The 22,694-nt window shown below is 69.9% G+C and carries 1 protein-coding gene; it reads left to right on the forward strand.

The window, feature by feature from the left end; genetic code table 11:
- The first annotated feature begins 14 nt into the window (after positions 1 to 14).
- Positions 15 to 22,679 carry a non-ribosomal peptide synthase/polyketide synthase gene (locus NTM_RS21600; protein ID WP_163767701.1) on the forward strand — a complete coding sequence of 7,555 codons (22,665 nt, stop codon included), beginning with the start codon at positions 15 to 17 and terminating at the stop codon, positions 22,677 to 22,679.
- Positions 22,680 to 22,694 lie beyond the last annotated feature (15 nt).

Below are 22,694 nucleotides of genomic sequence, written 5' to 3' on the forward strand. Positions count from 1 at the left end.
AGGATTGTCGGTACGTGACCGCAGATTCACTGGACATCGCCGGGCTGCTCGAGGAGTGGAACAACCACTCGACACCGGACAACACGTCGACGGTGCCCGATCTGTTCGCCGCGCAATGCGCGAGGACCCCCGACGCCGTCGCCGTCGTCGACGGGGACCGGCACATGACCTATCGCGAGCTCGCCGAACGGGTGAACCAACTCGCCCAGTCGGTCACACAGACGGGCGCGGAGGCCGAATCCGTGCTCGCGATCGGGGTGCCCCGCTCAGCCGAGATGGTCGTCTGTGTGCTGGCCTCCATGATCGCCGGTGCGGCATTCGTGCCGCTCGACCCGGCCTGGCCCGCCCACCGGCGCCGTCAGGTGCTCACCGATTCCCGTGCACGGGCGGCGTTCGTCTCGTCGTCGGACAGCAGCGACTGGGGCGTCGACGCGTCAATCGTGGATCTGCGGGACTGGCGCTTCGGCGACCAGCCCGCAGTCGCGCCCACCGTGGCGGTGCGACCGGCGCAGCTCGCGTATGTGATCTTCACCTCGGGTTCGACGGGTACGCCCAAGGGCGCGATGATCCGGCACGATGCGATCGCCGAACGGCTGGTGTGGCAGCGTGACCATGTCCTGCACTTCGGCGACACCGACGCATCGCTGTTCAAAGCGCCTCTGTCGTTCGACATCTCGGTCAACGAGATCCTGCTTCCGCTGATCTGCGGGGGTCGCGTGGTGGTGGCCGAACCCGAGGGTGAGAAGGACCCTGAGTATCTGCTCGGTCTCATCCGCGACCAGCGGGTCACATTCGTCTACCTGGTCTCCTCGATGCTCGACACCCTGCTCGAACTCGACCGCCTGACCCCGTCAGGTCAAAGCTCACTGGCCTCGCTGCGGCACGTCTGGTGCGGCGGAGAGGTGTTGACTCCCAATCTGTTCGCCAGGTTCCGCGACCGGCTGTCCACAACCCTGTATCACGGATACGGTCCTGCGGAGGCCACCATCGGTGTCTCGCACGTGATCTACCGGGACACCGCGGAACGGATCGCGACCTCGATCGGGCGGCCGAATCCGCACACCCAGCTCTACGTGCTCGACGAAGCGCTGCGCCCGCTGCCACCGGGTGTCGGTGGTGAGCTCTACGCGGCCGGTTTCCTGCTCGGCCGCGGCTACGTCAATGCCGCGCCGCTGACGGCGTCACGGTTCGTCGCGAATCCTTTCGACGACAACGGTTCCCGCATGTACCGCACCGGGGATCTGGCCCGCTGGAGTGAAGACGGTTCGCTGGAGTTCCTCGGCCGCGCCGACAACCAGGTCAAGATCCGCGGGCGGCGGATCGAGCTGGAGGAGATCGAATCCCAGCTCGGCGAACATCCCGCGGTGCGCACGGCGGTGGTCACCGTGCACCGCCGGGGCGGCGCGGATCAGCTCGTCGGCTACCTCGTGGCCGCCGACGGTCTGGACAACGGTGCCGAACTGCATGCCCGGGTCGCCGACTGGGCGCGTTCCCGGCTACCCGACTACATGGTGCCCGCGGTGTTCATCGGAATCGACCGGATCCCGTTGACGGCCAACGGCAAGACCGACCGACGCGCGCTGCCTGATCCGGAGGCCGCGACCCCGGCGCGCCGCGACCGGGTACCGCGCACCCCGCGTGAGATCGTGATGGCCCGCGCCTTCGCCGACGCGCTCGATCTCGACGCGGTCGGAGTCGACGACGACTTCTTCAGCCTCGGCGGTGACAGCATCGTCGCGATCCGGGTGGTCAGCAGGGTCCGTTCGGCCGGCTATGGACTGCGCCCGCGGGACATGTTCGCCCACCGCACGGTCGAGGCGCTCGCACCACTGCTCGTCGAAGCGTCGCCGATCGACGTTCAACCGATCGACCCCGTCGGCCCGGTCCCCGCCACCCCGATCCTGCGCTGGCTCGACGAGATCGCCGAACTTTCCGGCTCATCCGTACTGGGCGGCTTCTACCAGGGCATGACGCTGGTGACGCCCGGCGACCTGACGGAATCCGCGGTGCGCGCCATCGTCGACGCGGTCACGTCCCGCCATCAACTGCTGTGGGCATCCACGACCGGCGCTGCATCCGACCTCGACATCCCGAAGAGTGCCCCCCGGGTCCCGCTGCTGACCGGCGAAGCAGGCGAGGATGTCGAAGCCATCCGCGACCGGCTGCTGCGGCTGCTCGATCCCGCCGCCGGCGAGATGCTCGCCGTGGGCTGGTTGCGCGCCGCGAATCGCCTCGTGGTGCTTGTCCATCACATCGTCGTCGACGGTGTGTCGCTGCGGATTCTGGCCGAGGACTTCGCGACCGCGCACCGGCAGCTGCGCCAGACAGGGGCGATCACGCTGCTCGAGCCCCGAACCCCGTGGCGGTCCTGGGCCACCCGGCTCTCCGAGGCTGCCCGCCTGGGCGCGTTCGACGGTGACCGGCAACACTGGGAGCGCACCTGCGGGATCGCCGAACCGCCCTGGGGTGACCGGCCGCTCGACCCCGCACGCGACACGGTCGCCACCGAGGCGAGGCTGACCGTGGAACTACCTGCGACGGTTTCGGCGCAGCTGCTCACCGAGGTCCCTGAGCGCATCCACGGTCATGTCAACGACGCCATGGTGACGGCGCTGTACCTGGCGTTGCGGGACTGGCTCGATCAACGCGGGAACTCCTGCCCGGAAGGTCTTCTCGTCGAGATGGAAGGGCACGGCCGCGAGGCTCAGACTGTCGGGGACCTCGATCTGTCCGAGACCGTCGGCTGGTTCACCACGCTCTATCCCGTGGCGTTGCGCGACGACGCGTTCGACCCTCGCGCGGCACTGACGGATGGCGCGGCGCTGGCCGCCGCGGTCCGGTCGGTCAAGGACCAGCTGCGGGCGGTGCCGTCGCACGGTATCGGCTACGGGGCGCTGCGGTACCTGACGAATGCAGGCGACCGGCTCGATGCTGCGCCGCAGGTGCTGTTCAACTACCTCGGCCGCTTCGACACCGCCGACCGGCCCTGGGCGTTCGCCGACACCGGGGCGGCGGTACTGGAGGAACGCGACCCGAAGATGCCGCTGCCTCGATTGTTGGAGATCAACGCCGAAGCCGCGAACACCGGTGCGGGCACGGTCTTGCGTGCGACGTTCAGCTGGCCTTCTGGTGCCATCGCGCAGACCGAGATCGCGAGGTTGGCGCACCGCTGGACCGACCTGATGACGACCATTGCCGGCTGCGACGACGTCCGGGGGCACAGCCCGTCCGATTTCCCCTCGGTGGCACTGGATGCCGCCGATGTCGGCGAGCTGGAAAGCCGGTACCCCGGCCTGACGGATGTGATACCGCTGACTCCGGCGCAGCAGGGCATCTACTTCCATTCGACGTTCAACCGGCGCACCGACCCGTACGTCGTGCAGCAACTCGTCGACATCCACGGCCCGCTCGACGTCGAACGCTTCCAGCGCGCCACCGAGATCGTGGTGTCTCGGCACCGGTCGCTGTCGGCTGCGTTCACGACCGTCACCGACGGCACACCGGTCGCCGTCCATGCGGCGGTGGCACCCCCCGACTTCGACGTGGTCGACGCTCGCGGGATGTCCGCCGAGCACGCCGATGCCGTGGTGGCCCGGCACGCCGAACGGGAGCGCCGTCGCCCCTTCGACCTGGCCGCACCGCCGCTGACCCGCTACACCCTGGTGCGACGCGCGGACCGGTACACGATGATCCAGACGGTTCATCACATCGTCGCCGACGGCTGGTCGGTGCCGCTGGTTCTCGACGAGCTGCTGACCGCATACTCCGGCGAGGACTTCCACGGTCCTGCAGCGCGATTCGGCGAGTTCGTGCAATGGCTCGGTGCCCGCGACCAGGCCGCCGACGCTGCGGCCTGGGCGTCATTGCTGACCGGCGTGGACGCACCGACACTGCTGGCGCCGCTGGACGGTCTCGGAGACGAGGGCCACGGGTTCGGCCGAAGGACTTCCTCCCCGGTCGCACGCGCGGCACTGGCCGAGCGGGCCGCTGCGGCCGGCGTCACGGTCGGCACGATGCTGCACACCGCATGGGCGTTGACGCTGGGCCGGCTGACCGGCCGCAACGACGTCGTGTTCGGCACGGTCGTCTCCGGACGGGCGGGCGATCTCGCCGGCGTCGACCGGATGGTCGGACTGCTCGTCAACACGATCCCGATCCGGGTCCGATGGGATCACGACGACACGATCTCGACCGTGGCCGCACACCTCGCCGAGACCGAGTCGGCGGTCCTCGATCATCACCACCTGCCACTGACCGAGGCGCACCGGATCGCCGGGCTGGACACATTGTTCGACTCCCTGATGGTGATCGAGAACCTCGGCGCCACTGCACATTCCACCACTGAGCTGCGCCTCGGTGAGATCGAGGTCATCGAGGCTCCGCACTACCCGATCTCGGTGATGATCACCGTTCGCGACAGCGTGAGCGTCACCGTAACCAACGACCGTGAGCACATCTCGGACGTGTTCGCCGACTCGGTCATCCGCACCTTCATCGACGTGCTCAGCACCATCGCCACCGACCCCGGGGTGCGATGCGCACAGCTGCGCATCGCCGAATCCGTCGCGGCCGCGCCGGCTGCCGCCGCGACGGTCACCGACGTGATCGGGTCCGCCATCGACGCGCACCGCGATCTGCCCGCGCTGATCACCGACGATGGGACGCTGACGTTCGCCGAACTCGACCGGCGCGCTACGGTGCTCGCCCGCCGCCTCGCCGACCGCGGCGTCGGCCGCGGTGACGTCGTCGGCCTCGGCATGACCCGGTCGGCCGATCTGGTGGCGGGACTGTGGTCGATCGTGATGGCCGGCGCGGCCTATCTGCCGCTGGACCTGTCCTATCCGAGTGCGCGCCTGGAGTACATGCTCGATCACTCCCGACCGCGCGCGGTGCTGGTCGACCGCCACGGGCGTGATGTGCTGGCCGGTGGGCTGCCCGAGGCCACCTCCGTCGTCAACTCCGACGAATCCGATTCCGCGGATGCCGGTTTCACACCGGTTGCCGTGTCGCCGCTCGATGCGGTGTCGGTGCTCTACACGTCCGGCTCGACCGGAGAACCGAAGGCCGTGGTCGGTACGCACGGCGCACTGGCCAACCGGCTTGCCTGGGCGGTCCGGGACTGGCCCGCGCCGACACGGCTGGCCAAGAGTTCCCTGTCGTTCATCGACGGCACCACCGAACTGCTCGCAGGCCTCGCCGCCGGGGCGGCCACGGTGCTGGCAGGCGACGACGCGGTCCGCGACGGCGGACGCCTAACCGCGCTGACCGCCGGCCATCAGGTCACCCAGCTGGTCGCAGTGCCGTCGTTGGCGGCCGCGCTGGCCGACGAGCATCCCGGCCGGCTAGGCACGCTTCGGCGCTGGATCGTCAGCGGGGAGGCGCTCACACCCGGACATCTCGCGGCGCTGCGCACCGCGTGCCCGGACGCCGAAGTCGTGAACTCGTACGGATCCTCGGAAGTCACCGGCGACGTCCTGGCCGGTGCGCAACAGCGGGCACCGGTCACCCTCGGACATCCGGTGCCCGGCGCCGCGATCCGAATCCTCGGGGACCATCTCGCCGACCTGCCCGACGGTGTGATCGGCGAGATCTATGTCAGCGGAGCCCAACTGGCCCGCGGCTACCTGGACCGGCCCGGCCAGACGGCGGCGCGATTCGTCGCCACCACCGATGGCCGGCGGATGTATCGCACCGGAGATCTGGGCGCCAGAATGCCCGACGGTCAGGTCGTCTTCGCCGGGCGGCGCGACGACCAACTGAAGGTCAACGGTCACCGGATCGAGCCCGGCGAGATCGAGACCGCACTGCATGCCAAGCCCGGGGTGACGGACGCCTGCGTGATCGCCCACGGCGCGGCACTGGCGGCCTTCGTGGTCGCCGACGGCACCACCCCCGATGACCTGATGTCGGCGCTGGCCGCCGAGCTACCACGCCACCTCGTCCCGTCCACACTCGTCACCGTCGACTCGATGCCGCTGCTGCCCAACGGCAAGCGCGACACCACGGTATTGCGGGCGCTCCTCACCGATGAGTGCGGTGACGGCGGCTATCTCGCACCGTCTGATGCCCGGCAGCAGGTGGTCGCCGATCTGATGGCCGATGTGCTCGGTGTGCCACAGGTCAGTGTCGACGCGGACTTCTTCGGCCGCGGCGGCGACAGTATCTCGGCGATCCGGCTCACCAGCCGGCTGGCGCGCGCCGGGTTGCACGTCACGACCGAGGAGGTGTTCCGCGGCCGCACCCCGGCCGGCATCGCGGCGGCGGCCGACACCGTGGCGGCCGACGAATCCGTCCGGCCTCGGATCCCCCGCTTCGGCACCGTGACATTGTCCGACGCGACGCTACAGAAGATCACGAACACCGAGAGCGTCGACGACATCTGGGCCATGTCGCCGCTGCAGCAGGGCGTCTACTACCAGAGCGCGCTCGACGACGCCGCGACTGCGACGTATCTCGCGCAGAACACCTTCGACCTCGACAGGCGCGTCGACATCGACGCGCTCCAGCACGCGTTCACCTCGATGCTGCGGCGCCATCCCCAGCTGCGGGCGGGCTTCCGCACCGTCGAGCACGCCGAGGACACCCCGGCCGCGGACGCCACCGCCCTCGTCCAGGTGATCATCACCGACCCGCCGTCGGCGATCACCGTCGTCGACCTCACCGACGGGTGCCACGGTCACCCGGGCGCAGAGGCCGCGCGCATCGCCCGCACCGACCGGAGCACCCCGTTCGACGTGGCGAGGCCACCGCTGATGCGGCTCACCCTGATCCGCCTGCCCGGCGGCCGGGACCGGATCCTGCTGACCTACCACTTCCTGTTGTTCGACGGCTGGTCACGCGAACTCGTCCTGCGGGAGCTGTTCTCTCTGTACGCATCCCACCGCGCAGGAGGCGGTGCCAGCGGCGCGGTCGAACCGCACGCCGAGGTCGTGACACGGTATCTGCGGTGGGTGGACGAGATCGGTCAGGCCGGGGCCACGCAGGCCTGGGCCTCGCTGCTCGCGGGGCTCACCGAGCCGACCGTGGCCAGCGGCGTGAGCCCCGGCCACCCCGACGCGGCCGCGGATACCGAGCCGGGACGCATCGTCGTGGCCGTGCCCGAGCCGGTGACCGCGCAATTGCACACCGCCGCAACCGAACTGGGGGTCACCCTGAATTCGGTGGTGACCGCGGCGGTCGCGCTGGTCACCGGTTACCACGCTGGGACCACAGACGCGGTGCTGGGCACCACGGTCGCGGGCCGGCCCGGCGAGATCAGCGGTATCGACGACACTATCGGGCTGTTCCTGAACACCGTGCCGGTGCGGGTCGATCTGTCCCCGACGAGGACGGCCGCCGCCGCGATGCGCGCGATCGCCGAACAGCGCGTCGCGATGATGCGCCACGACCACCTCGGCCTCGGCCAGATCCAGCGCACCGCCGGTGACACCGGCGATGCGCTGTTCGACACCCTGCTGGTGCTGCAGAACTTCCTCGGCGACGACACGTTCACCGATATGGAGTCCGACCACGGCATCATCGGTGTCGACTACCACGACACCACGCATTTCCCGCTGACCTGGGTGCTGACGCCAGGACGGGAACTGAACGTCAAACTCGAGCACCGCGTGGTGGGCGAAGCCCGCGCGCAGGAGATGGTCGCCCAGCTGCTCACCACGTTGCAGACCTTCGCAGAGGCGCCCGACACCTCGCTGGGCGCGGTCGGATTGGCCGGCCGCACGCGCATGGAAGCACTGCAGCGGCGGTGGTCGGCGACCGCACGGCCGATCGAGGACGTCACGATCGCCGAGCTGCTGGCCCGGCAGGCCGACCGCACCCCCGAGCAGATCGCGCTGGTGTTCGGCGCGCAGCGGCTGAGCTACCGCGAGTTCGACGACCGGGTCAGCCGGCTGGCCCGGTACCTCCGCGGCCATGGTGCGGCGCCGGAGACGTTCGTCGCGCTGGCGTTACCGCGTTCCATCGACATGGTGGTCGCGCTGTTCGCCGTACTGAGGGCCGGCGCGGCCTACCTGCCGCTGGAACTCGACCTCCCGGCCGAGCGGCTGCAGACGATCGTCGCCGACGCGAACCCCGTCCTGTTGGTGACGACCGCGGCCAACACCGAGCTGGCCGGGTGCGGGCAGCGGCACGGCGCAGCCGTGATCACCCTCGACGATCCCCGCACCGCGGACGCGATCGCCGCCACCGCGGCAGAGCCGCTGAGCGCCGAGGAACTCGGTGCGTTCGCATCCGGCGCACAACGGCTGCAGCATCCCGCGTATCTGATCTATACCTCTGGCTCGACCGGGACACCGAAGGGGGTCCTGACCGGCTACGCGGGTCTGACCAACATGTACTTCAACCACCGCGAGGCGATCTTCGCGCCGACGGTGCGGCATGCGGGCGGCGCAACGCTGAACATCGCCCACACCGTGTCGTTCTCGTTCGACATGTCGTGGGAGGAGTTGTTCTGGCTCGTCGAAGGGCATCTCGTGCACATCTGCGACGAGGAGTTGCGCCGCGACGCGCCCGCACTGGTCGAGTACTGCAGGAGCCGGCGCATCGACGTGGTCAACGTGACACCGACCTACGCCCATCACCTGCTCGATGCCGGTCTGCTCGACGGGCACGCGCCGGCGCTGGTGCTGCTCGGCGGCGAGGCCGTCAGCGAGCACGTGTGGTCGGTGCTGCATGAACACCCTGACACCGCCGGGTACAACCTCTACGGACCGACCGAGTACACCATCAACACCCTCGGTGGCGGCACCGAGGACAGCCCCACCCCGACTGTGGGACAACCGATCTGGAACACCCGCGGCTACATCCTGGACGCCGCGTTGCGACCGGTGCCCGACGGAGCGGTCGGCGAGCTCTACATCGCCGGCACCGGGCTGGCGCGCGGCTACCACCGCAGGCCCGGCCTGACGGCCATCTCGATGGTCGCCGATCCGTTCGTGCCGGGTGGCCGTATGTACCGCACCGGAGATCTTGTGCGTCGTCGTGCCGGCACCCGAGAGTCCGGCCTGCTGGACTACCTCGGCCGTGCCGACGACCAGGTCAAGATCCGCGGTTACCGCGTCGAGCTCGGCGAGATCGAGTCGGTACTCGCCGGCGCCGACGGCGTACACCGTTGCGCGGTCGTGGTCCGCACCGGTTCCGGCCTGCCACCGGTGAAATCGCTTGCCGCCTACGTGGTTGCGTCCGCTGTCTCGGATGCCGTGAACACGGTGGACACCACACGGTTCGTCACCGCGCTGCGCGACCATCTCGCCGCCCGGCTGCCGGGCTACATGGTGCCGACTCGGTACGGCGTGGTCTCCGAGTTGCCCCTGACGATCAACGGCAAGCTCGACGTGGCCAGGTTGCCCGAACCCGTCGCCGCGACCACCGGTGCCGCGCGAGCACCGCGCACCGAACGCGAGGCGCTGCTGCTCGACATCGTGTCGTCCGTCCTCGACATCGACATCGACGATATCGGCGTGGACGACGACTTCTTCACCCTCGGCGGCGACAGCATCTCGTCGATCGCGGTGTGCGGGCGGGCCCGTAAGGCCGGTCTACGCCTCACCCCCCGCGATGTGTTCCGGAGGCGGACTGTCGCCGCCATCGCGGCATCCGCCGACACAGCGGCACCGGAGTCCGCGTCCGCGCCCGACCCGGGCGTCGGAGCGGTCGCGGACACCCCGATGCTCGCCGAGACGATGCGGGCCGCGACGCCGTTGACGAACTTCTACCAGTCGATGGTGTTGAGCACCCCGGTGGAGCTGACCGAAACCCAACTCCGCGACCTGCTGACCGCACTACTGGACGCACACCCGATGCTTCGGGCGAAAACGCAGGACTGCGACGGCGGCTGGACGCTGACGGTGCCCGGGACAGCCACCCCTGCGACCCAGGTACTGACCCGCATCGCGGGCACGCTGACCGAGACGACCCTCCAGCCGGCCACCGCGGCCGCCGCCGCAGAACTCGCTCCGGCCGACGGTGTCATGGTGCGCGCCGTGTGGTACGACTCGCCCGGCGCCGCTGGACAATTGCTGCTGGTGGTCCACCACCTGGTCGTCGACGGGGTGTCGTGGCGCATCCTGGCCCAGGATCTGGCCCGGGCGTGGCAACGGATGAGCGCCGGCGACCCCGCGCGCGTCGACGAGGTCCCGACCTCGTTCCGCACCTGGGCGGCCGCGCTGGCGAGCACCGACCGGTTCGCCACCGAAACGCACTACTGGAACGACGTATTGGCCACGCCCGACCCCGATCTCGGTGCCCGCGCGGCGGATCCCGATCGGGACACCGCCGACACCGTCCGCGAGCACACCTTCTGCCTGCCCGCCGAGGTGGCCACCGCGTTGTTGTCCTCGGTTCCCGCATCGTTCCACGGCGGCGTCAACGACGTGCTGTTGTCGACGTTCGCACTGGCACTGGCCAAGTGGCGTGCCGACCGCGGCCGCGGCGAGGGCAGCGCGGCGCTGCTGAACCTCGAAGGTCACGGCCGCGAGGCCGACCTGGTGCCCGGCCACCTCGATCTGAGTCGCACGGTGGGATGGTTCACCGCGATCTACCCGGTCCGGGTGGATCCGGGGGCGCTGTCATGGCACGACGTACTGGCCGCGGGACCGGGGCTGGCCCGCGCGGTGAAGGCGGTGAAGGAACAGCTGCGCGCGGTTCCACACCGCGGCCTGGGTTACGGCGTGCTGCGCCACCTCGACGGTTCTGCCCCGGTGCGGGGCCGTGCCCCCCAGATCCTGTTCAACTATCTGGGCCGCTTCTCCGCAGGCACGGGACGAGATTGGGAGCCGGTATCCGGGCTCGGCACCCTGCGCGAAGGGGTCGACCCCGCCAATCCCGCGGGCACGCTGGAGATCAACGCACTGGCCGAGGACGGACCCGACGGCACCGTGCTCACCGCGACACTGTCCTGGCCCCACGGACTGTTCCCCGGTTCCGAGATCGACGAACTCGCCATCCTGTGGCGTGACGCCCTCGACGCCCTGACCCGATGCCCGGAGCTGCCGGGTCACACCCCGTCCGATTTCGCTATGGTGCGGCTCTCGCAGAACGACGTCGACACCCTCGCCCAAGACGGCCCGGTCGAGGACGTGCTGCCGCTCCTTCCGCTGCAGCAGGGCATGTACTTCCACAGCGTGTACGGCGACGGCGTGGACACCTACCGGGTCCAGCAGATCGCCGAGCTGAGCGGCCCGCTCGACCCGGCCGCGCTGGGCCGAAGCATCGACGCCGTCGTGCAGCGGCACCAGGCGCTGCGCGCGGGCTTCCGTGAGCTCGAGGACGGCACGCTGGCCCAGGTCATCCGGGCCCAGGTGGATGTCGAGTTCGCTGTCACGCACGGTACGCCCGATGAGGTTGCCCGCGAACAACTCTCACGGCCGTTCGACCTCGCCGAAGCACCCCTGGTGCGGTACACCCTGGTGTCGCTGTCCCCCACCGAGCACCGGCTGATCCAGACGATGCACCACATCATCGCCGACGGGTGGTCCTACCCGCTGATCTTCGGCGACATCGTCACGCACTACAACGCGTCCCGGCACACGAGCATCGCATTGCCACCTTCCGCGGTGACACTGCGCGACCACATCGAATCGACACTCGCGGGCGATCGCGAGTCGGCGCGGCGCGGCTGGTCGGACGCGCTCACCGGTGTCGAGCCGACACTGTTGTACGGCAATGCGATTCGAGGCACCGCCGAGCACCGCAGTCACGTACGTCGGCTGCCCGCCGGTCTGACCGCCGATCTGGTCCGAAGGACCCGCGAGCGCGGCATCACCATGTCCACCGCGCTGCACGGCGCGTGGGGACTCGTCCTCGGCCGGTTGCTCAACCGCACGACCGTGGTCTTCGGCTCGACGGTGTCCGGCCGCGGTGGCGACCTCGCCGGGGTGGAATCTCTGGTCGGCCTGCTGATCAACACCATTCCGGTGCCGGTGTCGTGGACATCGTGTTCGTCGGTCGGTGAGGTGTTCGCCGAGCTACAGGACCAGCAGGGCGCTCTGCTGGACGCCCAGCAGGTCGTGCTCACCGAGCTCTCCCGGCTGGCCGGTGTGCGGGAGCTGTTCGACACCCTGGTGGTGGTGGAGAACTTCCCCGCGACCGCGGCCGCGCAGGACACCGACGCGCTGTCGTTCCACGGTTTCACCGGCACCGACGCCCCGCACTATCCGCTGTCCCTCGTCGCCTATCTCGACGAGCAGCTCGTCGTCGAGATCAAATACGACCCCGGCGTGCTCGGCCACGCTGATGCCGCCGGGTACGCCGAGAGGATCGAACGCGTCCTGCGCGCGTTCGTCGAGGACCCTGAGGTGCCGACGGGTTCGGTGGACATCCGCACCGCCGCCGAGCGGGCCTTCGTTCCGCGCGGCATCGGGTCCGGTCCCGACGTCACCCTGGGTCAGGCGTTCTCCGCCACGGTTCGCCGCAACCCCGCCGCGGTCGCGGTCACCGCGGGTACGGCGTCGCTGACCTACGCCGAACTCGACGACCGATCCGCCGCGGTCGCGCATGCGCTGGCCGCGGCCGGAGTGCGATCCGAATCCCGGGTCGCCGTGGCGCTGCCCCGGTCGGTCGACCTGATCGTCGGCCTGCTCGCGGTCGTCAGGGCCGGCGGTACCTACGTACCGCTGGACCTCGACTCCCCGGCGGCCCGGGTGCAGCACATCCTGGCCGACAGCACCCCGGTGTGCGTGCTGACCGACTACCCAGACCGGGTTTCCGATGTCGCGGCACCCGTTCAGTTGATCGGCGAAGCGGCACAATATGATTCGTCAGGTCGTGCGCTACCCGCGGTCGATGCCGACCAGGCCGCCTACGTGATCTACACGTCGGGTTCGACTGGCGTGCCCAAGGGCGTCGAGGTCAGCCACCGCAACGTGGCGGCGCTGTTCGCCGGTACCGGGGAGCTCTTCGAATTCGGTCCTGGCGATGTGTGGACGATGTTCCATTCCGCGGCGTTCGACTTCTCGGTCTGGGAGCTGTGGGGCGCGCTGCTGCACGGCGGTCGGCTCGTGGTCGTCGACGCCGCCGACGCGCGGGATCCGGAACGCTTCGCGCGGCTGCTGGAGTCCGAACGGGTCACGGTACTCAACCAGACCCCGTCGGCGTTCTACCCGTTGCTCGACGCCGACCGCCGCCTGCGCCCCGAGCTGTGCCTGCGCTACGTCGTCTTCGGCGGCGAGGCGCTCGACCCCGGCCGGCTCGCGGACTGGTTCGACCGGCACGGCGACACACCGGATTCGCCGCGCCTGGTCAACATGTACGGCATCACCGAGACCTGCGTGCATGTGTCGCATCGGGCGCTGACGGGCAAGGACGCCGCCGGTGCCCGGGGCAGTGCGGTCGGCGGACCCATCCCGGGTTTGCGGATCCATCTGCTCGACGAGCGACTGCAGCCGGTACCGGCCGGGGTCGTCGGCGAGATGTACATCGCCGGTGGGCAGCTCGCCCGCGGTTACCTGGGGCGAGCCGGTCTGACGGCGTCGCGGTTCGTGGCGAACCCGTTCGACGGCGCCGGTGAGCGGCTGTACCGCAGCGGTGACACCGCGATGTGGACTGCCGACGGCGACCTCGTCTACGTCGGCCGCTCCGACCAGCAGGTCAAGGTGCGCGGCTATCGCATCGAGCTCGGCGAGGTGGAATCCGCGCTGGCCGCGCTCGACGGCATCAGCAATGCCGCCGCGGCCGCGCGCAGCGACGACACCGGCCGCACGAGATTGATCGGGTACCTGGTGACCGACGCCCCGTTCGATGTCACAGAGGTCCGCGCACGGCTGGCCGAACGGCTGCCGGACTACATGGTGCCGTCGGCGTTCGTCGGGCTGGACGCGCTTCCGCGGACGGTCAACGGCAAGCTCGACCGCGACCGGCTCCCCGATCCGGCAGGTGCCGTCACCGCAGAGGACCGTACGGCGCCGGCCGCGACAGGCGCCGCGGCCGAGATCGCGGCACTGTGCAGCGAGATCCTGCGGGTTCCGTTCGGTGTCGACGACGACTTCTTCACCCTCGGCGGCGACAGCATCGTCGCGATCCAGCTGGTGAACAGGGCGCGGCGCGCCGGGCACCGGATCACCCCGCAGCAGGTGTTCGTGGCCAGGACGCCGGCGGCACTCGCCGCTGTCGCAGCGGACGGCCAGGACCGCCCCGCGCCCGAGGTCCGCGATCCCGGTGCCGAACCCGGCGAGGTGCCGCCGACCCCGATCGTGGCCCGGCTCGCCGAACTCGGGGGCACGATCCGCCGGTTCAATCAGGCGGAGGTGGTGTTGACCCCGGTGGGTCTGCGACGCGAGCACCTCGAGGCCGCGATCAGCGCCGTGGTGCACCGCCACGATGCGCTGCGGCTCCGATTGGTACGCCCGGTCCCGAGCCTGTGGGCGCTGCAGACCGCGGCGGAACAACCGGTGTCGGTGTTGCAAGTCGACGCCGCGGATCTCGGCGAGGACGCATTGGCCGAGACGATCGGGGTGGAGTCTGACGCGGCCGCCGACCGGCTCGACCCGGAGACCGGACAGGTCCTGCAGGCCGTCTGGTTCGACCGCGCAGACGCCGGCCGCGGCCGGCTGCTGCTGGTCGTGCATCACCTGGCCATCGACGCGGTGTCCTGGCGCATTCTGCTCGACGACCTCGCCGAGGCCTGTGAGCAGGCCGCCGCCGGGACAGCCCCTGTGCTTCCCGCGGTGCCGACGTCCTATCGGACGTATGCGCGCGCGGTCACCGAGAACGCCCAGCAGGCTGCTCGGCTCGCCGAGTTCGAGCATTGGACGGCGACGCTCGCCCCCGGCGGCGAACTCCAGCCGTCCAGTGCCGCGCTCGGACTGACCGTGGGCGCGACACGCGACCACGAGATGAGCCTCGACGTCGACGAGACCGCTCCCTTGCTGACCACCGTGCCTGCGATGGCCAACGCCGACGTCACCGAGACTCTGGTCGCCGCACTGCATCTCGCGGTCGGGCGCTGGCGTACCGAACACGGGAACGACACCGTCTCGCCGTTGGTACTCGACCTGGAGCGGCATGGCCGTGACCGCTGGGGAGACGACCTCGATCTGTCGCGCACGGTGGGCTGGTTCACCGCCATCGCGCCGGTGCGGCTCGATCCGTCAGCCGCGCCCGGTGATCTCGTCGACACGCTGGCCGAGGTCAAAGAGACGCTGCGCGCGGTACCCGACGGCGGTGTCGGATATGGGCAGCTGCGCTACTGCAATCCGCGCACGGCGTCGGCGCTGGGCAGGCTGCCCGCGCCGCAGCTGCTGTTCAACTATCTCGGCCGGTGGAGTTCCGGTGCCGAAACCGACTGGCACAGCGCCCCCGAGGAACGCGCGCTACGGACCGCACCGGATCCGGACCTCGGCACGCCGTATCTGCTCGAGATCAACGCGCACTGCGACGACACCGCGGACGGCCCGCGGCTGCGTGCGGTGTTCACCTACGCCGACGGGGAGATGACCGGCGAGTCCGTCGCGGACCTCGCCGGGCACTGGACCGCGGTGTTGCGTGAATTCGGTGCGCTCGCAGCAGAATCCGCCGCCGCCGTGCTGACGCCGTCGGATGCACCGCTGGTGACGCTGACCCAACGGCAGATCGACACCGTCGTGGCCGCCGTCCCCGCGCGCGTCGAGACGATCTGGCCGTTGTCGCCGCTGCAGCAGGGTGTCTACTTCCAGGCGCGGTACTCCCCCGCCGCGGTCTACATCGTCCAGAACGTCTTCGACGTCGCCGAACCGATCGACACCGAGGCGTTACGGACCGCCTACAGCGCGGTGATGCAGCGCAATCCGGTGCTGCGCTCGGCATTCTGGGCCGACGGCGTCCCGGCGCCGGTCGCCGCGATCACCGTCGAGCCGGTGTGCGATCCCGAGATCGTCGACCTGTCCGGCGTCTCCGCATCCGATGTCGCGGAGCAGTTGGACCGCGTCACCGCCGAGGACCGGCTGCGCACCTTCGACCTGGCGGCGCCGCCGCTGGCCCGGTTCACCGTGGTACGCACCGGCACCGGAACCGAACGCCTGATCTTCAGTTACCACTTCCTGCTGCTGGACGGCTGGTCCCGCGAGCAACTGCTGCGCGAACTGTTCACGGAATACGCGGCAGCCCGATCCGGCAAGCCGGCCGACCTTCCGGCTCCGCGCGCCGCGTTCACCGACTACCTGCGCTGGCTTTCCCGTCGGGACACCGCGATCTCCGCGCAGCGGTGGGCCGATACGTTGTCCGGGCTGGCCGCGCCGACGCTTCTGGTGCCGGCCGCGGTCGGCACCGAGCCGACGCTGGCCTTGCGGCGCGACTTCGTGCTCTCCGAGACGGACACCGCGGCACTGGACCGGAGCGCACGGTCGGCCGGGGTCACCCTCAACGCACTGATGAGCACCGCGCTGGCGCTCGTCCTCGGCTACGAAACCGGCAGCACCGACGTCGTATTCGGTTCGACGGTGGCAGGACGGCCCACCGAGATCGACGGTATCGACGAGGTGATCGGGCTGTTCCTGAACACCGTCCCGACCCGGGTGCGGCTCAACGCCGGCCGGTCGGCCGCCGATGCGATGCGGGCGGTCCAGAACGACCGCCTCGACCTGATGGACCATGAATACCTGGGTCTCGGCGACATCCAACGAGCCGCGGCAGGTGGGGGCAGCGAACCGGTGAGCGGTTCCGGTCCACTGTTCGACAGCCTGTATGTGCTTCAGAACTTCCTGGACGACGACACGTTCACCGACCTGGAAACCGAGCACGGCATCGTCGGCCACGATTCGATCGACGCGTCACACTATCCGCTGACGTGGGTGGCGTCCCCCGGTAAACGGTTGTGGGTCAAGCTCGAGTACCGCCCCGACGTCGTCGACCACGCCCGCGCCGAACGGTTACTCGACCGGCTGCGCCAGGTGCTGCTGCACCTGGCCGTCGGCGGGGCCGACCAACCCCTCGGCGCCGCGCCGCTTCTGCTGGACCGCGAACAGACCGCTGCACAGGCCCGTACCGACGCAACCCGGCATCCGCTGCCGCAGGCCGCGGTGACCGATCTGCTCGCCGAGCGTGCCCAGCGCTCCCCCGGCCTCACCGCGCTGGTGTGCGGTACCGAGCACGTCGACTACCGCGAACTGCAGACCCGGATCAACCGGTTCGCCTGGATGCTGCGGCACCGCGGCATCGGCACCGGAGAGACGGTGGCGCTGGCCATCCCCCGCTCGACCGACACCGTGGTGGCGCTGTTCGCGGTGCTGCGAGCAGGTGCGGCGTATCTACCGCTGGAGCTGGACTACCCGGACGAGCGGCTCGCCGTGATGCTCGACGACGCACGGCCGGCCGCCGTGCTGACTACCGCGGCCGTCGCGGCACGGATCCGGCCGTTGACTCCGCGACATTGCCCGGCGATCGCGCTCGACACCGCCGAGACCGCCGCCGAATACGCTGCCGCACGACCGGATTGGGACGACTTCCGTCCCGCCCCCGGCGATCCGGCCTACGTGATCTACACCTCCGGCTCCACCGGGCGACCGAAGGGTGTCGTCACACCGCACCGCGGCCTGACCAACATGCACCTGAACCATTTCGACGCGATCTTCGCCCCGGCGATCGACAAGGCCGGTGGCAGGCGGCTGCGGATCGCGCACACCGTGTCGTTCTCGTTCGACATGTCGTGGGAGGAGCTGCTCTGGCTGATCGAAGGCCACGAGGTGCACATCTGCGACGAGAATCTCCGCCGCGACGCCTCGGCGCTGGTCACCTACTGCCATGACCGCCGGGTCGACGTCGTCAACGTCACCCCGACCTACGCCGGTGCGCTGTTCGAGCAGGGGTTGCTCGACCCGGATGCACACCCGCCGGTGCTGGTGCTGCTCGGCGGCGAGGCGGTGTCGAACGCAGTGTGGTCGAGGCTTCGCGACAGTGAGACCAGCTACGGCTACAACCTCTACGGACCGACCGAGTACACCATCAACACGCTCGGCGGCGGCACCGACGACAGCATCACCCCCACAGTGGGACAACCCATCTGGAATACCGCCGCCCACATTCTCGACCCGTGGCTGCGTCCCGTCCCGGACGGCACCCCCGGCGAGCTGTACATCGCGGGCGCCGGTCTGGCCCACGGATATCTGCGCCGCCCCGATCTGACGGCGGCCCGATTCGTCGCAGACCCGTTCCATGATCCGTCCACCGGCTTCGACTCGCGCATGTACCGCACCGGGGACATCGTGGCGCGCCGCGCCGACGGCAATCTGGAGTTCCTCGGCCGCTCCGACGACCAGGTCAAGATCCGCGGGTACCGCGTCGAATTGGGCGACATCGAAACAGCGCTCGGCGCACATCCGTCCGTCGCGCAGGCCGCGGTCATCGCACGGCCGGACCCGCATATCGCGGGTGGCCGCTGCCTGGTCGGCTTCGTGGTTCCGGCGCTGCCCGGGCGCGAAACCGGCGTCGACGAGCTCCGCACGCATCTGAAGGCCGTGCTGCCCGCCTATATGGTGCCGTCGGCGATCGCAGTCCTCGATCGGCTGCCGTTGACCGACAACGGCAAGCTCGACGTCAGGGCGCTGCCCGCGGTGACCGTCGACGACCTCGGGGACTGCGGGCGCGCACCCCGGACGGACACCGAACACGCGCTGTGCGCGCTGTTCTCCGAGATCCTCGCCCTCGAGGTGACCGGCGTCGACGCGGATTTCTTCGCCCTCGGCGGGCATTCGCTGTCGAGCATCACGCTGATCAACGGTGTCAGGTCGACGCTGCGCACCGAGTTGTCGTTGCGCGACGTGTTCGACAACCCGACGGTGGCCCAACTCGCCGTCCTTCTGGACGCACGGACCGCCGACAGCGCCACCGCCTCACCCGCCCACCCCGCGCTGACGGCGCGGCCGCGTCCGGCCACGGTCCCGGTATCCCCGGCACAGGAGCGCATGCTGATCGTCGACCGTCTCGGCGGCACCGGTACCGCCTACAACTATCCGCTGGTGTTCACCACCGCGGACGAGCTGGATGTGGCCGCGCTGTCGGAGGCACTCGGCGATGTGGTGTCCCGGCACGAGGTGCTGCGCACGGTGTTCGGCATGTCCGGCGGCGAGTTCACCCAACAGGTTCTGCCCGAGGACACCCCCGTGCCTCTGGACGTGGTCGATTGCGTGTCCGCCGAGGTGGACGCCCGCGTCGACCGCGCCGTGCGGCACCACTTCGATCTGTCCTCGCAGATTCCGTTGCGGGCAAGCGTTTTCCGTCACGATCGCGGACACACCGTGGTGCTGCTGCTGCACCACATCGCGACCGACGAGTGGTCGGATGGGCCGTTCCTGCGCGACCTCGGGCACGCCTATGCCGCACGAGAGCGCGGCGCCGCCCCGGCGTTCGATGCGCTGCCGGTGCAGTACGCCGACTATGCGCTGTGGCAGCGCGAGCGGCTCGCCGATACCAGGCGGCAGCGGGTCGACTTTTGGCACCGAGCCATGGCGGACGCACCCGACGAGATGTTCCTTCCGACCGACCGGCCGCGGCCTTCCGTACCGTCCGGGGCCGGCGGCGTCGTGCACCACCGGCTGACGCCCGAGACCGCGCAGGCCCTGCGCGGGCTGGCCCGGGACGGCCAGGCCAGCATGCTGATGGTGCTGCATGCGGCGGCGGCGGTGCTGCTGCACCGATTGGGTGCGGGCCCGGACATCGTCGTCGGGACGCCGGTGGCCGGGCGTGACGAGACCGTGCTCGCCGACGTGGTCGGGCTTTTCGTCAACACCGTGGTGCTGCGCGTGGACGCGTCGGGTAACCCCGGCTTCGCCGATCTGCTCGCCCGCGTCCGCGACGCCGACCTGGCCGCGTTCTCGCATGCGGATCTGCCGTTCGACCATGTCGTGGATGCGCTGAACCCACCGCGACGTCCCGGCCGCAATCCGTTGTTCAACGTGTTCGTCGGATACCACCGCCGCGACGGCGACGACGGATCACTGCTGGGCCGCCGCGTCGAGTGGCACGAACCGGCCACGCACACGGCGATGTTCGACCTCGGCTTCACCCTCACCGACAGCGGCGACGGCGCAGCGATGACCTTGACGACCGAATACAGCGGCGATCTGTTCGACGTGTCGTCGGCGCAGATGCTCACCGTGAGGCTTGCCGCCGTGCTCGACGCCGCCGCCGCGGACGCGGCAGTCCGGGTGGGCGACGTTCCGGTGCTCACCGAAACCGAACGCGATGCGGTTGTCGGCGAACGCAACCGGACCGGTCACCCGGTCGGCCCGGCTGCGCTGGGCGCCCTGGTGTCGGCGCAGGCGCGGCGCACCCCGGATGCCGAAGCGGTGCGGTTCGGTGACCACCGCCTGACCTACGCCGACCTGGACGGATGGTCCGACCGGCTGGCGGCGCAACTCTGCGACCAGGGCTCGGCGGCGGGTTCGGTGGTCGGCGTGAGCCTGCCACGCTCGGTCGAGTTGGTCGTGGCGCTGGTCGCGGTCGCCAAGGCGGGTGCGGCGTTCCTGCCTCTCGACCCGGAGTACCCGCCCGACCGGCTGCGGTACATGATCACCGATGCCACCCCCAGCGTCGTCCTCGACGACGCAGACACCATCCGGACTGCCCGCTCCGGCGCGCGCCCCACGCTGCCCGCGGTCGACCCGGCGGCGTGGGCCTACGTGCTGTACACCTCCGGCTCGACCGGCGCCCCGAAGGGCGTCGCCGTTCCCCACGCCGGCATCGTGAACCGGATCGCATGGCTGCAGCACGCGTACCCGCTGCACGGCGGCGACCGGATGCTGGTGAAGACGCCGATCAGCTTCGACACCTCGGTGTGGGAACTGTTCTGGCCGCTCAGTGTCGGAGCCGCACTGGTCGTCGCCGACCCTGGCGGGCACCGCGACCCGCGGTACCTGGCCCGGACGATCCGGGAGCACGCGGTGACGGCGGTCGACTTCGTACCGTCGATGCTGGAGTTGTTCCTCGACGATCCGGACGCGGCCACCTGCGCGTCGCTGACCCGCGTCACCGTCGGCGGTGAGGCGCTCACCGCCGAGATCGCCGAACGCTTCGCCCGCACCTTCCCCGCGGTGCCGCTACACAACCTCTACGGACCCACCGAAGCCTCCGTCGATGTGCTCGGCTGGACGGCCGACGGTGGCGCGGTGTCGCTGGGCACGCCGGGCTGGAACGTCCGCGCCTACGTACTGGACGAATACCTCCAGCCCGTCCCCGACGGTGTCCCGGGCGAGCTGCACCTGGCCGGTATCCAGCTCGCCGACGGCTATTTGGGCCGGTCCGGGCTGACCGCACAACGATTCGTCGCCGACCCGTTCGGCGCCGGCACCCGGATGTATCGCACCGGTGACACGGTCCGCTGGCGGCGTAGCGGCGCGACGCCCGCGACGCTGGAATACCTGGGCCGCACCGACGAGCAGATCAAACTGCGCGGCGTGCGCATCGAACCCGGCGAGATCGAGGCGGTGCTGGGCGGACATCCGACGGTTGGGTCGGCAAAGGTGCTGGTGCACCGCGACCGACTGGCGGCCTACGTGGTGCCGACATCCAAGGGCTTCGAGGCCGGATGCGACACCGAGTCACTGCGCAGGCACGCTTCGGCGGCGCTGCCGGGTCACATGGTGCCGTCGGCCTTCGTGGTACTCGAGGCGTTTCCGCTGACGCCCAGCGGCAAGCTGGACCGCCGCGCGCTACCAGATCCGTCGCCGACCGCGGTTTCGGGGCGGCCACCCATCACCGATGCGCAGAGGCGTCTGTGCGACATGTTCGGAGAGATCCTGGGAGCGCGGGTCGACGACATCGACGCGGACTTCTTCACCCTCGGTGGGCATTCGCTGCTGCTGGTCCGACTGGCGACCGAGATCCGCCGCGGGTTCGGCATCCAGATCCCGGTCACCGAACTGATGGCCGGCCCGACGGTCGCCGATGTCGCGGCTCGCCTGTCGGGCAGCCCGGATACGGCTGCGGACCAGATCGCGGACGGCCTCGCGCCGGTGCTGACGCTGCGCGGCTCGGGTGACCGGCCACCGCTGTTCTGCCTGCCCCCGGCCAGCGGCCTCGGATGGCAGTTCGCCGGGCTGAAAAAGCATCTACCCGAGGCGATTCCGATCTACACGCTGCAGGCGTCGACCTTCTCCGGCGCCGCGCAACCGGACACCATCGCTGATCTGGCGGCCGACTTCGCCGACCGCATCACCGAGATCGCCCCCGCCGGCCCGGTCCGACTGCTGGGCTGGTCGTTCGGAGGTTCGGTGGCGATACTCACCGCGCAGGTGCTGCGCAACCGGGGCATCGATGTCGAGTTCGTCGGCATGCTCGACGCGCGCACCGACACGACGGAAGATCCCGGGGCCTTCCACGCTGACACGGTTCTCGGCGCATTGCTGCGCGAGATGGGTTTCGCCGTGGAGCCCGACACCCCGATGACCGTCGAGCAGGCAGTCGAACTGGTGAAAAACTCCGAGGATGCGATCACGGTCCTCGACGACGAACAGATCGCCGTCGTGATCGAGAACTACGTAGCCGCCGAACGCCTCACCGCCTCAGCTGATTACGGCCGTTACGACGGAGACGTCTGGTTCGTCGACGCCGGACGTCTGGAGATGGACTTCGACGGCGTCGCGTCGAAGGGCTGGCATAACCATGTCGGCGGCGTCCTCGAAGTGGTCCGCCTCGACTGCAGGCACTCCGAACTGATGGATCGCCCGGTTCTTGAGGTGCTGGGACCGCTTCTAGCAGAGCAGCTTCAGCGATGATCGGCACCCGGAACG

It is taken from the genome of Mycolicibacterium parafortuitum, assembly GCF_010725485.1.
Classification (GTDB): Bacteria; Actinomycetota; Actinomycetes; order Mycobacteriales; family Mycobacteriaceae; genus Mycobacterium.